Source organism: Pseudomonas migulae (assembly GCF_043225285.1).
GTDB lineage: Bacteria > Pseudomonadota > Gammaproteobacteria > Pseudomonadales > Pseudomonadaceae > Aquipseudomonas > Aquipseudomonas migulae_C.
Map to the genome: position 1 here is coordinate 1687702 of NZ_CP171224.1, position 16903 is coordinate 1704604.

Annotated in this window: 14 protein-coding genes and 1 pseudogene; 7 read left to right on the forward strand and 8 right to left on the reverse strand. The window is 61.1% G+C overall.

Annotated elements, in window-relative coordinates; genetic code table 11:
* Nucleotides 1-9: 9 nt before the first annotated feature.
* The 3 genes from ggt (at nt 10) to ACF6ZU_RS07830 (ending at nt 2781) form a co-directional block, all read left to right on the forward strand.
* Nucleotides 10-1842 carry a gamma-glutamyltransferase gene (ggt, locus tag ACF6ZU_RS07820; protein ID WP_392891314.1) on the forward strand — a complete coding sequence of 611 codons (1833 nt, stop codon included), beginning with the start codon at nt 10-12 and terminating at the stop codon, nt 1840-1842.
* Nucleotides 1843-2103: 261 nt separating this feature from the next.
* A complete protein-coding gene (locus ACF6ZU_RS07825) occupies nt 2104-2406 on the forward strand; it encodes a type II toxin-antitoxin system HigB family toxin (protein ID WP_392891315.1) in 303 nt (100 codons plus the stop codon).
* A 3-nt stretch (nt 2407-2409) separates the two neighbouring features.
* Nucleotides 2410-2781 (forward strand): type II toxin-antitoxin system HigA family antitoxin, encoded by a 372-nt coding sequence (locus ACF6ZU_RS07830; protein ID WP_392891317.1) that lies wholly within the window; start codon nt 2410-2412, stop codon nt 2779-2781.
* Between the two features lie 117 nt (nt 2782-2898).
* Here the strand turns inward: ACF6ZU_RS07830 and ddlA are convergent, their stop codons facing one another.
* Nucleotides 2899-3993, reverse strand: a complete 1095-nt coding sequence (gene ddlA, locus ACF6ZU_RS07835; protein ID WP_392891319.1) for a D-alanine--D-alanine ligase — start codon at nt 3991-3993, stop codon at nt 2899-2901.
* A 10-nt stretch (nt 3994-4003) separates the two neighbouring features.
* Nucleotides 4004-4645 carry a LysE family translocator gene (locus ACF6ZU_RS07840; protein ID WP_392891321.1) on the reverse strand — a complete coding sequence of 214 codons (642 nt, stop codon included), beginning with the start codon at nt 4643-4645 and terminating at the stop codon, nt 4004-4006.
* 154 nt (nt 4646-4799) lie between these two features.
* Between ACF6ZU_RS07840 and ACF6ZU_RS07845 the strand changes: the two genes are divergently transcribed.
* Together ACF6ZU_RS07845 and ACF6ZU_RS07850 are read left to right on the forward strand one after the other, a co-directional pair.
* Nucleotides 4800-5609: an AraC family transcriptional regulator gene (locus ACF6ZU_RS07845; protein WP_392891323.1), complete on the forward strand. Its 810-nt coding sequence runs from the start codon at nt 4800-4802 to the stop codon at nt 5607-5609.
* Nucleotides 5610-5685: 76 nt separating this feature from the next.
* The gene (locus ACF6ZU_RS07850) at nt 5686-6054 is read left to right on the forward strand and encodes a cupin domain-containing protein (protein WP_392891325.1); all 369 of its coding nucleotides are present in this window, start codon (nt 5686-5688) and stop codon (nt 6052-6054) included.
* Between the two features lie 3 nt (nt 6055-6057).
* On the opposite strand, the gene ACF6ZU_RS07855 is transcribed toward ACF6ZU_RS07850, so the two are convergent.
* The 6 genes and pseudogenes from ACF6ZU_RS07855 to ACF6ZU_RS07880 all read right to left on the reverse strand — a co-directional run bounded on the left by ACF6ZU_RS07855 (nt 6058) and on the right by ACF6ZU_RS07880 (nt 14273).
* A complete protein-coding gene (locus ACF6ZU_RS07855; protein ID WP_392891327.1) occupies nt 6058-6657 on the reverse strand; it encodes a flavin reductase family protein in 600 nt (199 codons plus the stop codon).
* Between the two features lie 59 nt (nt 6658-6716).
* A complete protein-coding gene (locus tag ACF6ZU_RS07860; protein WP_392893743.1) occupies nt 6717-7325 on the reverse strand; it encodes a methyl-accepting chemotaxis protein in 609 nt (202 codons plus the stop codon).
* Nucleotides 7305-8111: pseudogene (locus tag ACF6ZU_RS07865) on the reverse strand (PAS domain-containing protein); the annotation flags it as partial. The gene ACF6ZU_RS07860 and the pseudogene ACF6ZU_RS07865, both read right to left, overlap by 21 nt.
* Nucleotides 8112-8182: 71 nt before the next feature.
* Complete coding sequence (locus ACF6ZU_RS07870; protein ID WP_392891329.1) at nt 8183-8932, reverse strand: hypothetical protein; 750 nt, start codon at nt 8930-8932, stop codon at nt 8183-8185.
* A gap of 364 nt (nt 8933-9296) precedes the next feature.
* Nucleotides 9297-12890 (reverse strand): toxin VasX, encoded by a 3594-nt coding sequence (locus tag ACF6ZU_RS07875; protein WP_392891330.1) that lies wholly within the window; start codon nt 12888-12890, stop codon nt 9297-9299.
* 180 nt (nt 12891-13070) lie between these two features.
* Nucleotides 13071-14273, reverse strand: a complete 1203-nt coding sequence (locus ACF6ZU_RS07880) for an ROK family protein (RefSeq protein ID WP_392891332.1) — start codon at nt 14271-14273, stop codon at nt 13071-13073.
* A 202-nt stretch (nt 14274-14475) separates the two neighbouring features.
* On the opposite strand from ACF6ZU_RS07880, the gene ACF6ZU_RS07885 reads away from it, so the two are divergent.
* Together ACF6ZU_RS07885 and ACF6ZU_RS07890 are read left to right on the forward strand one after the other, a co-directional pair.
* Complete coding sequence (locus ACF6ZU_RS07885) at nt 14476-15879, forward strand: APC family permease (RefSeq protein ID WP_392891334.1); 1404 nt, start codon at nt 14476-14478, stop codon at nt 15877-15879.
* An 8-nt stretch (nt 15880-15887) separates the two neighbouring features.
* Nucleotides 15888-16898: an ROK family protein gene (locus ACF6ZU_RS07890; RefSeq protein WP_392891336.1), complete on the forward strand. Its 1011-nt coding sequence runs from the start codon at nt 15888-15890 to the stop codon at nt 16896-16898.
* Nucleotides 16899-16903: the final 5 nt, after the last annotated feature.

The window sequence follows — 16903 nt, forward strand, 5'->3', positions numbered from 1 at the left end:
GTGCCCCGCGTGTTCTCAGCCCTTCGCTTGAATCGCTATCGCCTGTCAGCTCTTTCGCTGATTGCCGGCGCCTTGACCCTCGCGGCGTGTAACGCTCCGCCCACGTCCAAATTGCCGTTCGCGCCGGAAGCCGCCTCGGGTTATCGCACCGACCTGCAAACCCGGCACGCCGCAAAACATATGGCCGCCGCCGCGAATCCACTCGCGGCCGAAGCCGGACGGGCAATGTTGCGTCAGGGCGGTTCGGCGATCGATGCCGCCATTGCCATGCAAGCGGTGCTGACGCTGGTCGAGCCGCAATCATCGGGCATCGGTGGTGGTGCGCTGATCGTGTTGTGGGACGGCAAGGCCGTGCGCACTTACGACGGTCGCGAAACGGCGCCGGCCGGCGCCACCGAGAAACTGTTCCTGCAAGCCGACGGCACGCCAATGGGGTTTACCCAGGCGCAGATCGGCGGTCGTTCGGTGGGCACGCCCGGCGTGTTGCGGGCACTGGAACTGGCTCATCAGCAACACGGCCGGTTGCCATGGGCGCAGCTGTTTGAACCGGCGATCAGCCTCGCGGAAGAAGGTTTCCCCATCTCGCCACGCCTGCACAAGTTGATCGCTGCGGATTCGTCCATACGACGTTCGCCAGACATGATGGCGTACTTCATGAACGCCGACGGCAGCCCGAAAGCCGCAGGTACTCTGCTGAAAAATCCGGCACTGGCCGCGGTGTTCAAACGCATCGCCAAGGAAGGTCCCGACGCGCTGTACACCGGCGCCATCGCCCAGGAAATCGTCGCCAAGGTTCAGGGCCACGCCAACCCCGGCAGCCTGTCGCTGAGCGACCTCAACGGCTACACCGCCAAAGAGCGCGCGCCGCTGTGCACCGATTACAAACGCTGGCAGGTATGCGGCATGCCGCCGCCGTCATCGGGCGGCATCGCGGTGGCGCAGATCCTCGGCACTTTGCAGGCGCTGGAAACCCGCGACCCGCGTTACGCCCTGGCGCCACTGAAACCGGTCAAGAGTGCAAAACCCGCCGGCATTGAGCCGCTCCCGCAGGCCGTGCACCTGATCAGCGAAGCCGAGCGCCTCGCCTACGCCGACCGCGCGCAATACGTCGCCGACAGCGACTTCGTGCCCGTGCCGGTCAAAGGCCTCGTCGACCCGACCTACCTGGCCAGTCGCGCCGCCCTGATCGGCGATCGCAGCATGGGCACGGCGAAACCCGGTACACCGCCGGGCATCCAGGTTGCCTATGCGCCGGACCGCTCGCCGCTGCGCATTTCCACCTCGCAAGTGGTGGCGGTCGATGACCTCGGCGGCGCGGTATCGATGACCACCACGGTCGAGTCGGCCTTCGGCTCGCACTTGATGGTCCAGGGCTTTCTGCTCAACAACCAGCTGACCGACTTCTCATTCATCCCGGAAGAAAACGGACAGAAAGTCGCCAACCGCGTCGAACCGGGCAAACGCCCGCGCTCATCCATGGCGCCCACCCTGATCTTCGATCGCGAGAGCGGCGATTTCCTCGCCACCGTCGGTTCTCCCGGCGGCTCGCAAATCATCGAATACGTGGCCAAAGCCACCATCGGCCTGCTCGACTGGAACCTCGACCCGCAAACCGCCATCAACCTCCCCAACTTCGGCAGCCGCAACGGCCCGACCGAGCTGGAACAGGGGCAGTTCAGCGCCGAATTGATCCAGGCGTTGAAGGACAAAGGGCACAGCGTGAACGAGATCGACATGACCAGCGGGACCCAGGCGATTGTTCGAGTCAAGGATGCGCAGGGAAAGGCTTCGCTGGCGGGAGGGGCGGATCCGCGGCGTGAGGGGGAAGCGCTGGGGGATTGAGTCCTACAAGACACGGAAAAGGCTTACCGAGAGGTGAGCCTTTTTTATTGAAAAGCCGCCTAGATCTTTCAGCATCCATAGCTTTTTCCTACCCGCAAAAAACTGCTTTTTGGATAGAGTTTGAAGCCCGGCTTTCCCGACATCTGTCAGGCTTGCTCCACCAAAAACGCTGTCAGCGAGAGCTGATTGAAGAAATTGAACTCGCGCCCCCACAATCTCCTCAGACTTGCATAAGTCCCAACACGGGACTAGGATCGTGCTATGAGAATCATCGCTATTAGCCAGCTAAAAAGGTTTTGGGAGAAACACCCGGGCTCGGAACAAGCGTTCCTGGCCTGGATTGACGAGGCAAGAATCGCAGAATGGAAAACGTCAGCAGACATAAAGGCTCACTTTGCGACCGCCAGCATTCTCAAAAGCCGCAGAGTCGTTTTCAACATCAAGGGCAATGACTTTCGGCTGGTAGTTGCTGTGGCTTATCGCTTCGGGGCTGTGTACATAAAATTTGTCGGCACCCACAAACAGTACGACGTAATCGACGCAGATACGGTCGAAATGGAGTAACCCATGGATATTCGTCCAATTCACACCGACGAGGACTATCGTGCAGCCCTGAAGAGCGTTTCAGCGCTGTTCGACAACGAACCCGAGCCTGGTACCCCGGAGGGCGATTACTTCGATATCATGATTACGCTGATTGAAGCGTACGAATCGAAGCAGTTTCCTGTCGACCTACCCAACCCCATCGATGCAATAAAATTTCGCATGGAGCAATCTGGTCTATCCGCCGCAGACCTTGCGCCTGCTATAGGCCGGACAAACCGAGTCTATGAAGTACTCAATGGCAAGCGTGCATTGACGCTTCCCATGATCTGGAAACTTCATGATCTATTCGGCATCCCTGCCGAAAGCCTGATCAAACCTGTGAAGCAGAGTTGATCGTCAACTAGTGTTGCGCAACTACACGCTCACATGCACCCACGCTTCAATCCCGGATTTCAGCACCACTCTGAAGCATTTGTAGTTCGCCACCTCATAGCGGTCGTCAATTGAAACCTAACGAGAAATCTTCAGCGCCTGCCGCGCTTGGTGCTTCTCCAGCGCCAGTTCGATCAGTCGGCTGACCAGCTCGCTGTAGGTCATGCCGGCTGCCTGCCATAACTTGGGGTACATGCTGATGCGGGTGAAACCGGGCAGCGAGTTGATCTCGTTGATCAACACTTCGCCGCTCTCGGTCAGGAACACGTCGACCCGCGCCAGCCCGGAGCAACCCAGTACCTGAAACGCCTCGACGGCCAGGGCACGAATGCGCTCGCTGGCTTCAGTGCTGATATCCGCCGGCACCACCACCTCAGCGGCCTGTGCGTCGATGTACTTGCTGTCGTAGGAATAGAACCCGCTGCGTACCACGATTTCGCCACAACCACTGGCGATGGCGTCTTCGTTGCCGAGCACCGCGCATTCGATTTCACGGCCGCTGACGGCGGACTCGACCAGCACCTTTTCATCGAAACCCAGGGCCAGCTCAACAGCTGCCCGGTATTCAGCCTCGTCGCTGGCCTTGCTCACGCCCACTGAGGAGCCCTGGTTCGCCGGTTTGACGAACAATGGCAGGCCAAGCTTGCCCTGTACTTCGGCGAACCCGGTACGCGCCGCCGTGGCGCGGGTCAGGGTCACGAACGGCGTCACCGCAATCCCGGCATCACGCAGCAAGCGCTTGCTGATGTCCTTGTCCATGCACACGGCGGAGCCGAGCACATCGGAGCCGACAAACGGCAGATCGGCCATGCGCAACAACCCTTGCAGGCACCCGTCTTCACCGAGGGTGCCGTGGACGATCGGGAAGATCACATCGACGTGGCCGAGCAGTTCCTGCCCCGATGTTTCCACCAGTTGCTGACTGGCCTTGCCCGGCACCACCGCCAGCTCGCGGTTGGACTGGTTGAGGGCGATCAACGCCGGGTTTTCCTGATTCAACAGAAAATTCGACGGATCGTTGAGGTGCCAGTGACCTTGCTTGTCGATACCGACCAGCACCGGGTCGAAGCGCGACCGATCCAGCGCATCGACGATGTTTTTCGCCGATTGCAGCGACACTTCGTGTTCAGCCGAACGGCCGCCAAAAATAATGCCTACCCGCAGTTTGCTCATTCAGAATTCCTCAACGATTGGCCACCAGATGCGCACCGAACAGCAGGTAGCAACTGCCGGCAAAGCGATCCAGCCATTTACGCGAACGCTCGTAAGCCCGTGCCATTCGACGACTGGAAAACAGCAGCGCGACGCCGCTATACCAACTGAAGGACAGGCTGGCCATGGTCAACACGGCCAGCGCCAGCAACGTCGGTGGCACCGACGCGGGCATCGCCGTGGCGAAGATGGTGGCGACGAACAGTGCGGATTTCGGGTTGGTCATGTTGCCGAGAAAGCCCTGGCCGTACACCGACAACAGCGTGCGCCCTGCCCCGTCAACCGGGCCGCTCTCGCCTGCCACAACCGGCGTTTTTCGCTTGAACTGTTTCAAGCCCAGATAGATCAGGTAGCAGCCACCGGCAATCTTGAAACTCAGGTAAAGCGTCGGCGCCGCGCTGAACAGCGACTTGATGCCCAACCCGCCCGCCAGCCCCCACAGGATCGTACCGGTCGCCACGCCCAACGCGGCCACTACGCCATGGCGTTTGGACTGACTGGCGGCCAACTGCGCAATGTTGAAAAAATTCGGGCCCGGCGTCACCACCGCGACCGTCCACAACAACGCCAGCGACAGCAAGGGTGCGGCGTAGCTCAGGTGGTAGGTTTCCATGATCAGGGTCGCCTTCTTGGCTACAGAGAATGTGCAACACAGTGCAACATTTGCCCTCGATTTTCTACTCGCCCGAGGCCTTTCATCGGCTTGCAGACAGACGATCAAGCACTGGGTTAACGTGTCCGGCATCGAGATCAAGACGACAATCACCATGACCCGGTATCCGCCTCGCAACGACTGGTTCCATCGCGCACCCGATGTCGGCGGGCTGCAGCGCTTCGAGGCGTTTTTTGCCGGTCATGGCTACGACCTGCACCGTCACGACACCTATGCCATCGGGCATACCCTGGCCGGCGTGCAGAGCTTCCAGTACCGCGGCACTCAGCGCCACAGTCTGCCCGGCGGAACGATCGTGCTGCACCCGGACGAGGTCCACGATGGCGAGGCCGGCACAGAGAGCGGTTTCCAGTACCGGATGATGTACATCGAGCCGGCGCTGATTCAGCAGATGCTCGGCGGCCAGCCGCTGCCGTTCATCAGGAACGGGTTGTCGACCGACCCACGCCTGTTCGCCGCCACCGAAGTGCTGCTGCGCAGTCTTGATTGCCCGCTCGAACTGCTGGAGGAACAGGACGCTCTGTTCGATCTGGCGCACGCCCTGAACAGCGTGAGCGGAGCGACCGCCAAACGTCACGCCTTTGACTACGTGGCCGCCGAGCGCGCGCGGGAATATATGCACAGCGCCCTGGATCGCACCGTGACCCTGGAAGAACTGGCGCACCACAGTGGTCGGGATCGCTGGAGCCTGTCGCGGGATTTTCGACTGTTGTTCGGCACCAGCCCTTATCGCTACCTGACCATGCGACGCCTGGACCTGGTCCGCTCGCTGCTGATTCAGGGCCAGTCGCTGGTCAGCGCCGCACTGATCGCCGGCTTCACCGACCAGAGCCACATGACCCGCCAGTTCAGCAAAACCTACGGCCTGTCGCCAGCGCGCTGGATGAAAATGCACCGCCGCTGAGCCACGCACAATCGTACAAGAAGCACACCGCAGTGCTGGTTATCGTGGTTTCACGATCAACCATGAGAGCTGCTTCATGAACGCTTACGAAAGCCTGAACTTCGCCGAAAAAATAGCCCGCATCGACCCGCACTGGTCACCTCGGGTCATCGCTGAAATGAACGACTACCAGTTCAAGGTGGTGAAGTTGCTGGGGGATTTCATCTGGCACGACCACCTCGATACCGACGAAGCCTTCATCGTCCTGGAAGGCCAGTTGCGCATCGATTTTCGCGACGGTCACGTGCTGGTGAACGCCGGCGAAATGTATGTGGTGCCCAAGGGCATCGAGCACAAACCGTTCGCCGCGCAGGAGGTGAAACTCCTGCTGATCGAACCCCGGGGCGTGTTGAACACCGGGGACAAGGGCGGCGAGCGTACGGCCGAGAATGACATTTGGGTGTGAGCCTTACGGCTGCAAGGTTTTGCCGTCCACCGGATCACCGATGGTCAGGAAATGCCCACCCGCCACGTGGTGCAAGGTGCGCAATGCATCGTGCCCCTCGAAGTGCCAGCGACCGTCGCTGAACACGCGTTCGTCCGCCTGGGCCGCAATCACTTCGGCCAGGAACAGGTCGTACTGTTGATGGTTGTTCGGCTCCGGCAGCAACCGGCATTCCAGCCAGGCCACGCAACCTTCGAGCATCGGCGCGTCGATCAGCTCGCCGCTGAAGGTCTGCAAGTCATAGGTCTGGAACTTGTCCCGGCCCTGGCTTTGGGTCAGTTCCAGGCCCGAGGTCGAACCAACGGTTTGTGCGATATCGGCCTGGGCGGCGCAGGGTACGTTCAACACGAACGTGCCCGACGCTTCCAGCAGTTGCCGGGTCCAGGTGGACTTGTCGAGCACCACGGCGATTTTCGGCGGTTCGAAATCCAGCGGCATGGCCCAGGCCGCCGCCATGATGTTGCGCTGCCCGTCATGGGCGGCGCTGACCAGCACGGTCGGCCCATGATTGAGCAGGCGATAGGCCTTGGACAAAGGAACCGGGCGGCGATGGGAAGCGCTCATGGGCATCTGCTCCAGGGAAAAGAGGCCGATTGTAGCGATATCCGCCCGGTCGTCAGTGATCAAGTCGACAATTGATTGGCGAACTGTCCGACCGCATTCACCACCTTCTGCGCGCCATCTTGAATCTCGACGATCACCGTGCCCGCCTCGGCCGCCAGCGCCAGCCCTTGTTCGGCCTGGAGTTTGCCGTCCGTCATCAGGGACACCGCGTTACGCGCCATGTCCTGGTTCTGCCGCACCACCAGGACAATTTCATCGGTGGCCTGGCTGGTTCGTGACGCCAGCTGCCGGACCTCGTCCGCCACTACCGCAAAACCGCGCCCCTGCTCCCCGGCTCGAGCCGCTTCGATGGCCGCGTTGAGCGCCAGCAGGTTGGTCTGTTCGGCGATGCCGCTGATGGTTTTGACGATGGTGCCGATCACCAGCGATTGTTCGTTCAACGCCTCGATGCCGTCGCCCGCGGTTTGCATGTGCTTGGCCAGGTCGCGCATCACGTTCACCGCCTGAGTCACCACAGCCGTACCGCGCTGGGCGCTCTGATCGGTCTGCTGCGAGGTGCCATAGGCGATGTTCGCCGCTTCGGCAACGGCCTGCTCCTGATTGACCTGATCGGTGATCACCGTGGCGAATTTCACCACTTTGTAGAGCTTGTTGTTGGCATCGACCACCGGGTTGTAGGACGCCTCCAGCCAGACGGTACGGCCGTGGCTGTCGACGCGCTTGAAGCGCCCGGCCACGAACTCACCGGCATTCAGGCGGCGCCAGAAATCCTGATACTCGGAGCTGGTGTGTTCCTGCGCTTCACAGAACTGACGGTGATGCTTGCCCTTGATCTGCGCGAGGCTGTAACCCATGCCGTTGAGAAAGCGGTCGTTGGCTGACAACACGTTGCCATTGAGGTCGAACTCGATCACCGCCGTCGAGCGCACCAGTGCACCGATCAGGTTCTCGTGCTCACGGGACGCTTCGATGGTGCGTGTCAGATCGCTGGAGTAAATCGAAAAATGCCTGATCCGCCCGTCCGCGGAGCGCACCGGCTGCACAATCGAACGCAACCAAGCTTCCTGGCCATCACCACGCAGCAGGCGCACCGCACCGGCAAAGTGCTCGCCACGGGAAAGCGAGTTCTTGAAACGCTGATGGAATTCATCGGACTTCACGTGCGGCGGCACGAGGTCTTCGATAGGACGATCGATCAGGTCGTGGCTCTTGTAGAGCATCTCGCTGATGAAGTTCTGATTGGCCGATTGAATCCGCCCATCGGGAAAAAGGGTCAGGACCAGCATCTCGCTTTCCAGACTTTCCTTCACTTGCTGAAGGCTGGAGAGTTCTTCGCGAAGAGCCGACAACTCTTGCTTCAAGCGTTTGTTGAACATGGGAAAGCACCGATGAGCAGAGATAGAAAGCGGCATACAGCCTAGCCATCGGCCTTCGGGGTGTTTTCTGAAGAGCATTTCAAAGTTGTCCTACAAAAATAGTTGGCCGACTTGAACGACCCCTCTGCCAGTGAGCTCCTGCACCCTATTCATACATTGCGTTTTTCCGTCGAGCCCAGTCGCTGCACATCAGCAAATATCTCGGTTATAGGCCGTCGTGGCTGACGTTTATGCAAGGCACGAACCTGTGCACTCATGCGCACCAGCTGTTCGCTCGGTTTGGCCCAGTGTTCTTTCGGCAACGGCTCGGACCATTCGCGCATGACGGAGGGCATGGCTTGCGGGCCGGTTTTCTGCAGGCGGCGGATTTCCCATTCGACCAGATGGTTGGGAATCGTCCACAAGGTCATGACGTGGAACAGGTACCAGAAAAACCCCGAAAGCCAATTGCGCTGGCCGTCGCGGATTTCCCGGTGCAGCCGCGCGCGAGCGTTGCGGAAGGTGTGCAAGCCTTCGTGGGGCGGGTCGTCGGGGCCTTGCAGGTCTTGCAGGTCCTGGATGGATTTGAGGTCGTGGATTTCATACTCCATGTAGCCGCGGATCGCTTCCCAGTGGCTGATGGCAATGGACAGGCCGAAGCAGGGGAATTCGAGGCTGGTCAGGGTTTCGCCGTGCTGGAAACCGATGCCCATGCCGTACTGGCGGTGGATGCCGTATTGGGTGGCGCCCTGGGCTTCGATGACCCAGGCGGAGAGGGATTCCCAGGGGACGAAGACGGGTTCGGTGGCGTTCTCGGGCATGAAGCAGACTTCGCGACGTTGGCGGTTGAAGCGGGTGGGGATGATGCTGAGGCGTTTTTTGTGGTTGTGGTGCCAGACGGCTAGGCCGATGAGCAACATTAAAACGCCCCCTTGAGCGGCAGGTCCATAAGCCACATTGAAAACCCCGTGTATTGCATGAGCAACATCGTCCCAGCTCATCCCGAAAACGAAGAACATAAAACCGATAAATAGGGGGGTTAAGAATGCAACCGAAAAGGCAACACTGAATGGTCCACCTAGAATGGCTTGCCATGAAAATACTTCCGGTGACCCCAATCCGAAGTCCATGTACACATCATTCATCTCCCCGATCTGAGGACCATGCGGCGGCATGGCGGTCGGCAAGGGCAACGGCGCGAGATAAGTAATCTTGCCGCTCGGGAACGGCTCGATATCACCGGCATTGCGGGATTGCACTGGAGCCATGTCAGTCATTGGGGCATCACTCTTGGTGGGCATGGTCGGCCATCTCCAGGAAATGGGTTTCAACCAGAAAAAGCGGCGGATACTCGCTGACGGATTGAGGCGGCAGTACCGGGAAACGCCCTGTACTGCGAGGGTTGATCCGAATGACTTGAGTCCGTGGCTCCCAGATCCCCTTTGCGGTCAGGGTCTCAATGCAGACTGCCAGCTCCAGCGTTTCAGATGCAGGGGTAAACTCGGCGTCCGGATTCAGTGGGTAGCGCAGGCACAGCACCAGCCGATCCGGGGCTGCTTGCACGAGACGCAGACTCGCCACTACCTCATCGCTGATCACTTCCTTGCGTTCTTGTGGCACACCTCGGCTGTGAAGGGGCACGGAAAGGCGCCGGGCACCGACACCCAATCGGTGAGAGGGTTTACCGCCGAGAGGCGGTTGGAAGTCACTGAGATTGAACTTGGGCAGGACCAGATGAATGTCGCTGGGCTTGGCTTTCAGCAGCAGATTTTTCAGCCATGAGTCATGTTCGTTCGGGCCCAGTTGCGCATACGGCGCGTTGATCAGGTAGTCCAGATAACGCCGATATTCATCCAGGGTGTGGTTACCGCGATGATCGTCATCCAGGCTCCAGGGTGTGGTGTTCAACCATTTGTCGTGGGCACTGAGGTTGTAGCGGTTATAGAGCCAGGTCCCCCCTAACTCCAGTACGGTGAATAAGGCGCCGGCCAGATTAAAGCGGAAGAACACGGTGGATAGTCTTGTTCCCGCTGCGGCCCAGGCAGCCGTTCTGGCGGTGGCACCTCGTGCCGTCAATACTTTGAAGGTGGCGTGAGCCGTATGCTTTAAACCATAGGCATTAACGGCCGTCATACCACCCGCGCCCAGTGTCGCCAACGTGGCGCTACTCTGTTCGGCGCGATCTCCGGTCCGCGTCGCCTGCTGCCATTTCTGCTGTTGGGAGTTGAGGCTGGACATTGAAGCAACCAGACCAAAACCGTAAGTAAAAAGACCTAGGCCAACATGTATCTTCCCTATCCCCACGTGCACATTCTGCAACGCACGGTGTTGAAGTCCGGCCACGAGTTCCGCGCTACGCGCCTTTAAAGCCGTATCCGCCAGACTTTGCGCAGCAGTAAATCCTGCGGCCCCAGTAGCCATCGCTGCATTGAAAACTGGCATCCAGATTCGTTTGTTTTTAGATTGCCCGGTGAGCTCTTTGATAACCGCCACCAAATTCACCCCCTGCACCAAAAACACCAACAACCCCATCCCCTCGCTCCTGATCAACTGCCCATTCGGCACCGAACTCACACCAATCCGGATGTCCTTCAGCAAACTCCGCACCTCCAGCTGCTGCGCTGGCGGAAACACCGCCGTCACGCCCGCCCGGGCCGGCGTGGCGCCGTACAGCCGCACCGACTGATCCGGCAGTTCGGCAATCGGGCTCAGCGCCCCGGCCAGGCGTCCTTCAAGCTGGGTCAATTGCCCGCGCACCCGCACGATCTCGCCCTGCAACTCCACCGCCCGCGGCGTCTTGTGGCCCTGGCGGTTTTTGTTGTGGGTCAGCTGGTTGCGTTCGCGGGTCAGGGTGTTCAGGTAGTCGCGTTCGCGCAGCAGTTCCTTGAGGGTGGTTTGCAGCGCCGCGTGTTCCGCCGGGCTGGCGACGGTGAAGGTCACGCCGGTGGTTTTTGCGGCGTCGAGGAGGCGTCCCGACAGCGCCTTGGGCAGTTGCCGGAACAGTTCGTCGAGGTCGGGGATTTTCTCGCCGGTCAGGTCGAAGCCTTCCAGCGCCCGGCTCAGGCCGAGGTTCAGCGCGGGGCTCAGGCTGTGCTGGACGGCGTCGGCCACGGCGCGGGTGGGGTCGGGCAAGTCATCCAGCGCCGGCAGCCCCGGCTGTTCGATATTCTTCAGCTCGGCCAGCCAGTGCGGCAGGTTGTTGAACACGCCCAGGCCGGCGTTGAACAGCGTGGCGTATTGCGCGGTTTTCTCCGGTTGCAGGCGCAGGGGCAAGGTGTAGAACAGCGGCCGGGTCAGTTCCGGGTGTTTTTCCAGATAGCCGAGCAGAATCTCGCTGGCGTGGTCGCTGCGACAGATGTCCTTGAGGCAGGCGTATTCCGCGGCGAAGGCCTGGTGCAGTTGCTGTTGATCCTGCGCGTCGTAATACCAGGCCGAGCGGTGGAAGCGACCGGTCGCCACCAGCATCGTGCGGTCGGCGGTGAGGTGATCGAGCATGCGGTTCCAGCGGCTGAGGTCGTCACGATGCCGATCCAGCGCCGCGTCCATGGCCGGGCGGTCGATCAGGTCATTGACCCCGCGCTTGCCACTGAAACTGGAGCCTTCGAGCACCGCGATGATGCGTTGGTTGTGCTCGTGGCCGAGTTTGATCACGGTCTCCAGGTGACGTTCGACGAACGCGTCAGGCGTCCCCTCAAAATGCTCGCGAGTGTAATAACGCCGGTCCGCCTCATCACTGGCGCGGCGGTGCGCGGTGAAGTCGGGGGTGGCGCCTTGGTAGCGGGCGAATTCGAACGCTTCGGCATGGGCGGCCTTGCGCAGTTGCTCGAGCTCTGGAGGCGCCGGCACGCCCGAAGGCTCGACCTTGCCGCCCTTGTTCAGGTAATCCAGCAAGGCCTGGCGGGTGTATTCGCGATCCGGCTCGGGCAGTTGCTCCAGATCGGCGAACAACGCCTGCACCGCCGGCGTGTGGTCCGCCTTGGCCAACTGGCCGATGTCTGCGGCGCTGAGCCGGCTCAGGGACTCGATGTAACAGGCCAGCAGGTAGTCCCGTTCGTGGGTGCCGGTGTTGATCCATTCATCGACCCAGCCGACCACGGTGTCCTGATATTCGGCCAGATCACGCAGCACGCCGAGGTCATCCTGTACCACCAGAAACAGCGTGTCGTCCTGATAAGGCCCGCGCACCCGCCCCAGCAACTCGCCGATGTGCGCCTCGCGAAAGCGCCGCGGTTGTTCCCACACATAGGGTTCACGTTCATGCTCGGGGGCGTCGCTGACCTGCACGGTCGGCAACGAAACGGCATCAGGCTGAGACTGTCCCGCCGCACCGCTGGCCACCTCCGCCAGCCACTGCTGGCCCTGCGCGACCGTGAGCAAATGCGCGCCCCCGTTTTCACAATCCACCGGTCCCAGCTCGACGACCTGCATGAAGTGCTCGCGCTCCTCGCGACGGTCAAGCACTTGGGCGCATTTGGCCGCCGTCCATTGCACTTCCGCGAAATTCACATACAGCGTGCTGCGCCGTGAAAACACCAGCGCCGGCCGCTCCTCGATGGGCGTGCGCTGATCGGTGTCGACGGTTTTGCCCTTGTGCAGCAGGGCACTGACCAGGCCGTCGCGTACCTGGTACTCATGCAGTTCGCCGCTGGCGCTGTCGATGACGTACAACCAGCCCTCGCGCAGCAAACGGATGCCCAGCGGGCGGGCAGTCAGGGCGTAGGGCAGTGTCAGGGAGGCGCTCGGGTCGAGAGGTTTTTCCACCAGGCCGTAGCGCAACGGCAATAACTGCACGTGGGATTTGCGTAAGGGACAGGCACCCGGGGAGCCGATGGCGGTTTTGGAAGCGGCGGCGGCCGCGAGGTTGGCGGGATGGGTCATGGGCGACCCGCCGAAATGACTGACGTGAAAGGGCTGAACATCCACATATCCTTGTGTCTATTTCAAGACAGGGGACATTGCGTGGATCGAAGCAACAGCGAAGTCAGTCGAATCGACTTTTAGCGTAGGACGCTTCCGTTAAGCAGGCTTAAAGCCTAGTGCAATATGCGCAAGGTCGGATCATTCAGGCTTGAGCAACGCCTCATAGTCCGGACTGATTTCCGCCAGAATCATCAACGCAGCGGCACCCAGCGCCACCGCATCCTGGCCCGCCGTGCCCATCTGAATACGCGGGTATTGGCGATCGGCGCGGCTGCTGATGGAGCGGCTCAGTGGTTCGAGGCGGGCGATCAGGCGCGCGAGAATCGGCTCCGGCAAAAAGCCGCTGATGAGGATGGTCTGCGGATCGAGCACCGACTCCAGGATGTTGATCGCCTGACGCAACGCCGGGACCGCTTCTTCAAGCCATGCGTCCACAGCGTCGAGCAGCGATGGGTCGTTCAGATCCCAGCTCGTCAGGTCCTGGTCGTCGGGTTGCCCCAGGTGTTCGAGCAACGCGGCGATGGAAATGTAACGCTCCAGGCAGCCTTCGTTTCCGCAGTAACACGGCTTGCCGCCAGGAATCACTGTCATGTGACCGATTTCCCCGGCGTTGTGCCAATGCCCGGAATACAGCCGGTTACCCAGGTACAGCCCTGCGCCGAGTCCGCTGCCGATGAACAGGTGCACGAAGTTGTGCAGGTCGCTGGCAATGCCATACAAGCGCTCGCCCATGCTCGCGGCGGTGGCATCGTTTTCGATCAGCACCGGCAAGCCCAACGCCTGTTGCAAGCGCTCAGGGATGCTCGGTTCCTCCCAGCCGGACATCGCAGTCGGCCCGACGGCGGTCATGCCTTCGACGCTGAACGGCCCCGGCAACGCAATGCCCACCCCGAGAAAACGCCCCGTCGGCCGCTGCTGCCGAAAGGTGTCGACGGTCTGCAGAATCAGCGGCAAGGCCTGCTCGAAGGTCGGGTAACTGACCGTCAGCGTGACCTGCGCCTGGGTCACGCCCAGCAAGTCGAGCAACACGCCGATGACCCGGTGTTGCTCGACGTGGAAGCCAATCGAATAACCGCCCTCCGGGTTGATCGACAACGGCACCGGCGGCTGGCCACGTCCGCCCTTCTCCGCCGCATGCACCAGCAACACACCTTCGTCCGACAGCTCGCCGACGATGTTCGACACCGTCTGCGCTGTCAGTGAGGTCAGCCGCGTGAGGTCGGCACGCGTCAGGCGACCGGCCTGGCGAATGGCTTCCAGAATGACCCGGCGATTGTGCAGGCGGGCGTGTTCGGCGTTGGTGCCGGTGGTGACCGTGCGTTGGTTCTGAGGATTTTTCATGCCTGGATGATCGGTGCTGACGATTAATTAAATCAAGTTGAATTAATACAAAGCTTATGGTTTTCTACGCACCTGGACGCCGCTCGACAGCCGTCCTGTTACGCACCCCATAACAACAAAAACCGAATCGATAGAAGCCGTTCGCTGGCATCTTTGCCATCTGCCCTCTCTCTTCTGTGATTCGAACAAGAGGTCGTTCTCCATGAGTAAATCGCTACCCACCGGGCAGGGCACGTCCGGCATCCGCCGCAAAATCGGTCTGTTTCCCGCCACCACCCTGAACATGAGTCAGATGTGCGGCGTCGGTCCGTTCATCACCATTCCCACCATGATCGTCATCATGGGCGGCCCGCAGGCTTACCTCGGCTGGATTCTCGGCGCGTTGCTGGCGTTGTGCGACGGCCTGGTCTGGGCCGAGCTCGGTGCTTCGCTGCCGGGCGCTGGCGGGACCTACGTTTACCTGCGTGAAGCGTTCGGCAAACGCACCGGCAAGCTGTTGCCGTTTCTGTTCGTATGGACGGCGATGCTGTTTATCCCGCTGATCATGTCCACCGGCATCATCGGTTTCGTGCAGTACCTGACCTGGTTCTGGCCGGACATGAGCCAGACCACCGGCAACCTGATCGGCGTGGCGTTGATCTGGATGATCGTCGGCCTGCTGTGGCGCAAGATCGAGTCCATCGCCAAATTGAGCATTGTGTTGTGGGTGATCATGCTGGTGAGCATCGGTGCGTTGATCGCAGCCGCCTTCAGCCACTTCCACGCCGACCTCGCGTTCACCTTCCCCGAAGGCGCGTTCGACCTCGGCAGCAGCGGTTTCTGGTTCGGCCTGGCCGGCGGTTTGACCATCGGCATCTACGACTACCTGGGCTACAACACCTCGGCGTACCTGGCCGGCGAAGTCGAGCAACCGGGCAAGGTGATTCCGAAATCGATCATCCTGTCGATCGTCGGCATCCTCGCCATCTACCTGTTGATGCAGGTGGGCGTGCTGGGCGTGGTCGACTGGCATCGCATGCTCGACCCGAATTCCGCGGCCTACAAGTCCGTGGCTTCGGTGGTCCTCAGCGAAACCTGGGGCAACACCGCGGCGGGCATCGTCACCGTGCTGATCCTGATCACCGCTGTGGCCTCGGTGTTCGCCGGCCTGCTGGGCGGTTCGCGAGTGCCGTTCGAAGCGGCGAACGACAAGGTGTTCTTCAGCGCCTTCAGCAAGACTCACCCCAAGCATCAGTTCCCGACCTACGGCATCTTGAGCATGGGCGTGCTGACCTCGGTGGGTTTCATGATCGGCCGTTTGACCGACCTGACCACGCTGATTCAACTGCTGACCACGGTGATGATCCTCGTGCAGTCGGTGGCGCAGATCATCTCGCTGTTCGTGCTGCGCAAAACCAAACCGCACATCGCGCGGCCTTACAAAATGTGGCTCTACCCGGTGCCGGCGGTGATCGCCCTGCTCGGCTGGATCTACATTTACATGGCCTCCAACCACAACGCGCCGGGCGCCTATCCGATTCAGTGGTCGCTGGTCTGGGTCGCAGCCGGTGGTGTTGCGTTCCTGATCTGGGCCCGCGTCCAGAAGCTCTGGCCTTTTAATAAGTGATCGATGCGATGCACACGTTGTTCGAATCAAACCTTCCCCGTCACGGCTTGTTGCTGGCGATCGATGTCGGCGGTACCAAGACGCAGATCGCTTGCTACGACACCGCCAGCGCTCGGCTGACCACGCAGAAGCTGGCCACCCACGCGCCGGGGTTGCTTGGCGTGTCGGCGCTGGAGCGGATCATGGCGGCGGCCGGGGAATTGATGGCCACCTCCAGCGATCTGCCGTTGTTGGCCGTGGCGGCGGTGTTTCCCGGCGTGGTGCGCGGCTCGACACTGTTGATGGCGCCCAATACGCCGGGGTTCGAGGGCCTCGATCTGCGCGGTTTGCTGGCCGAGGGGCTGGGCACCGAGGCGGTGATGCTCGACAACGATGTCAAGGCCGGCGCCCTGGCCGAGGCGCGTTGGGGGTCGCTGGTCGGGATCGATAACGCGATCTACCTGAACCTCGGCACGGGCCTGGCCGCCGCTGCGATTGCCAACGGCAAATTGATGCGCGGGCATAACGGCGCCGCGATGGAAATCGGGTACCTGCTGTCACCGTTTCTCGACCCGACGCGACCGGAACAATGGCGCACTTACGCGGACGGTGGGGCACCGCTGGAGGAGTTGTTTTCCGGCAACGCCTTGAGCCAGCTGGCGGTGGAAATGCTTGGCGTGGGGCATCAGGCGCTGGATCTGTTTTCCAGCGCCGACTGCGCGGTGCGCGAGGCCCTGGAATTGCGGATTGCCGCCTGCGCCGTGCAAGTCGCCAACCTGGCGGTGGCGCTGGACGTCGGACGCATCGCCATCGGCGGCGGGATGTTTCGTCAGGCCTCGACCCTCGCGCCCGTCATCGAACACCTGATTAAACGGGTGGTGCCGTTCCCGCCTCCGATCATCGCCGCCCGCTTCACCCACGACGCGCCGTTGTGGGGGGCACTGAGCATGGCCATGGAAGCCGCCGGGCTGAGTGTCATTGCCGAACAACTGATCGCCGCTGGCGATGCTCTTTCTGCTTCCGACAGCCCTCGCGGCTGACGACT

What these genes read in the sequence shown, in the direction of transcription:
- ACF6ZU_RS07845 (WP_392891323.1), top strand. Translation starts at nt 4,800, where the DNA reads ATGACCCGGTATCCGCCTCGCAACGACTGGTTCCATCGCGCACCCGAT.
- ACF6ZU_RS07825 (WP_392891315.1), top strand. Translation starts at nt 2,104, where the DNA reads ATGAGAATCATCGCTATTAGCCAGCTAAAAAGGTTTTGGGAGAAACAC.
- ACF6ZU_RS07855 (WP_392891327.1), bottom strand. Translation starts at nt 6,657, where the DNA reads ATGAGCGCTTCCCATCGCCGCCCGGTTCCTTTGTCCAAGGCCTATCGC.
- ACF6ZU_RS07840 (WP_392891321.1), bottom strand. Translation starts at nt 4,645, where the DNA reads ATGGAAACCTACCACCTGAGCTACGCCGCACCCTTGCTGTCGCTGGCG.
- ddlA (WP_392891319.1), bottom strand. Translation starts at nt 3,993, where the DNA reads ATGAGCAAACTGCGGGTAGGCATTATTTTTGGCGGCCGTTCGGCTGAA.
- ACF6ZU_RS07830 (WP_392891317.1), top strand. Translation starts at nt 2,410, where the DNA reads ATGGATATTCGTCCAATTCACACCGACGAGGACTATCGTGCAGCCCTG.
- ACF6ZU_RS07875 (WP_392891330.1), bottom strand. Translation starts at nt 12,890, where the DNA reads ATGACCCATCCCGCCAACCTCGCGGCCGCCGCCGCTTCCAAAACCGCC.
- ACF6ZU_RS07890 (WP_392891336.1), top strand. Translation starts at nt 15,888, where the DNA reads ATGCACACGTTGTTCGAATCAAACCTTCCCCGTCACGGCTTGTTGCTG.
- ACF6ZU_RS07870 (WP_392891329.1), bottom strand. Translation starts at nt 8,932, where the DNA reads ATGTTGCTCATCGGCCTAGCCGTCTGGCACCACAACCACAAAAAACGC.
- ACF6ZU_RS07850 (WP_392891325.1), top strand. Translation starts at nt 5,686, where the DNA reads ATGAACGCTTACGAAAGCCTGAACTTCGCCGAAAAAATAGCCCGCATC.
- ACF6ZU_RS07885 (WP_392891334.1), top strand. Translation starts at nt 14,476, where the DNA reads ATGAGTAAATCGCTACCCACCGGGCAGGGCACGTCCGGCATCCGCCGC.
- ACF6ZU_RS07880 (WP_392891332.1), bottom strand. Translation starts at nt 14,273, where the DNA reads ATGAAAAATCCTCAGAACCAACGCACGGTCACCACCGGCACCAACGCC.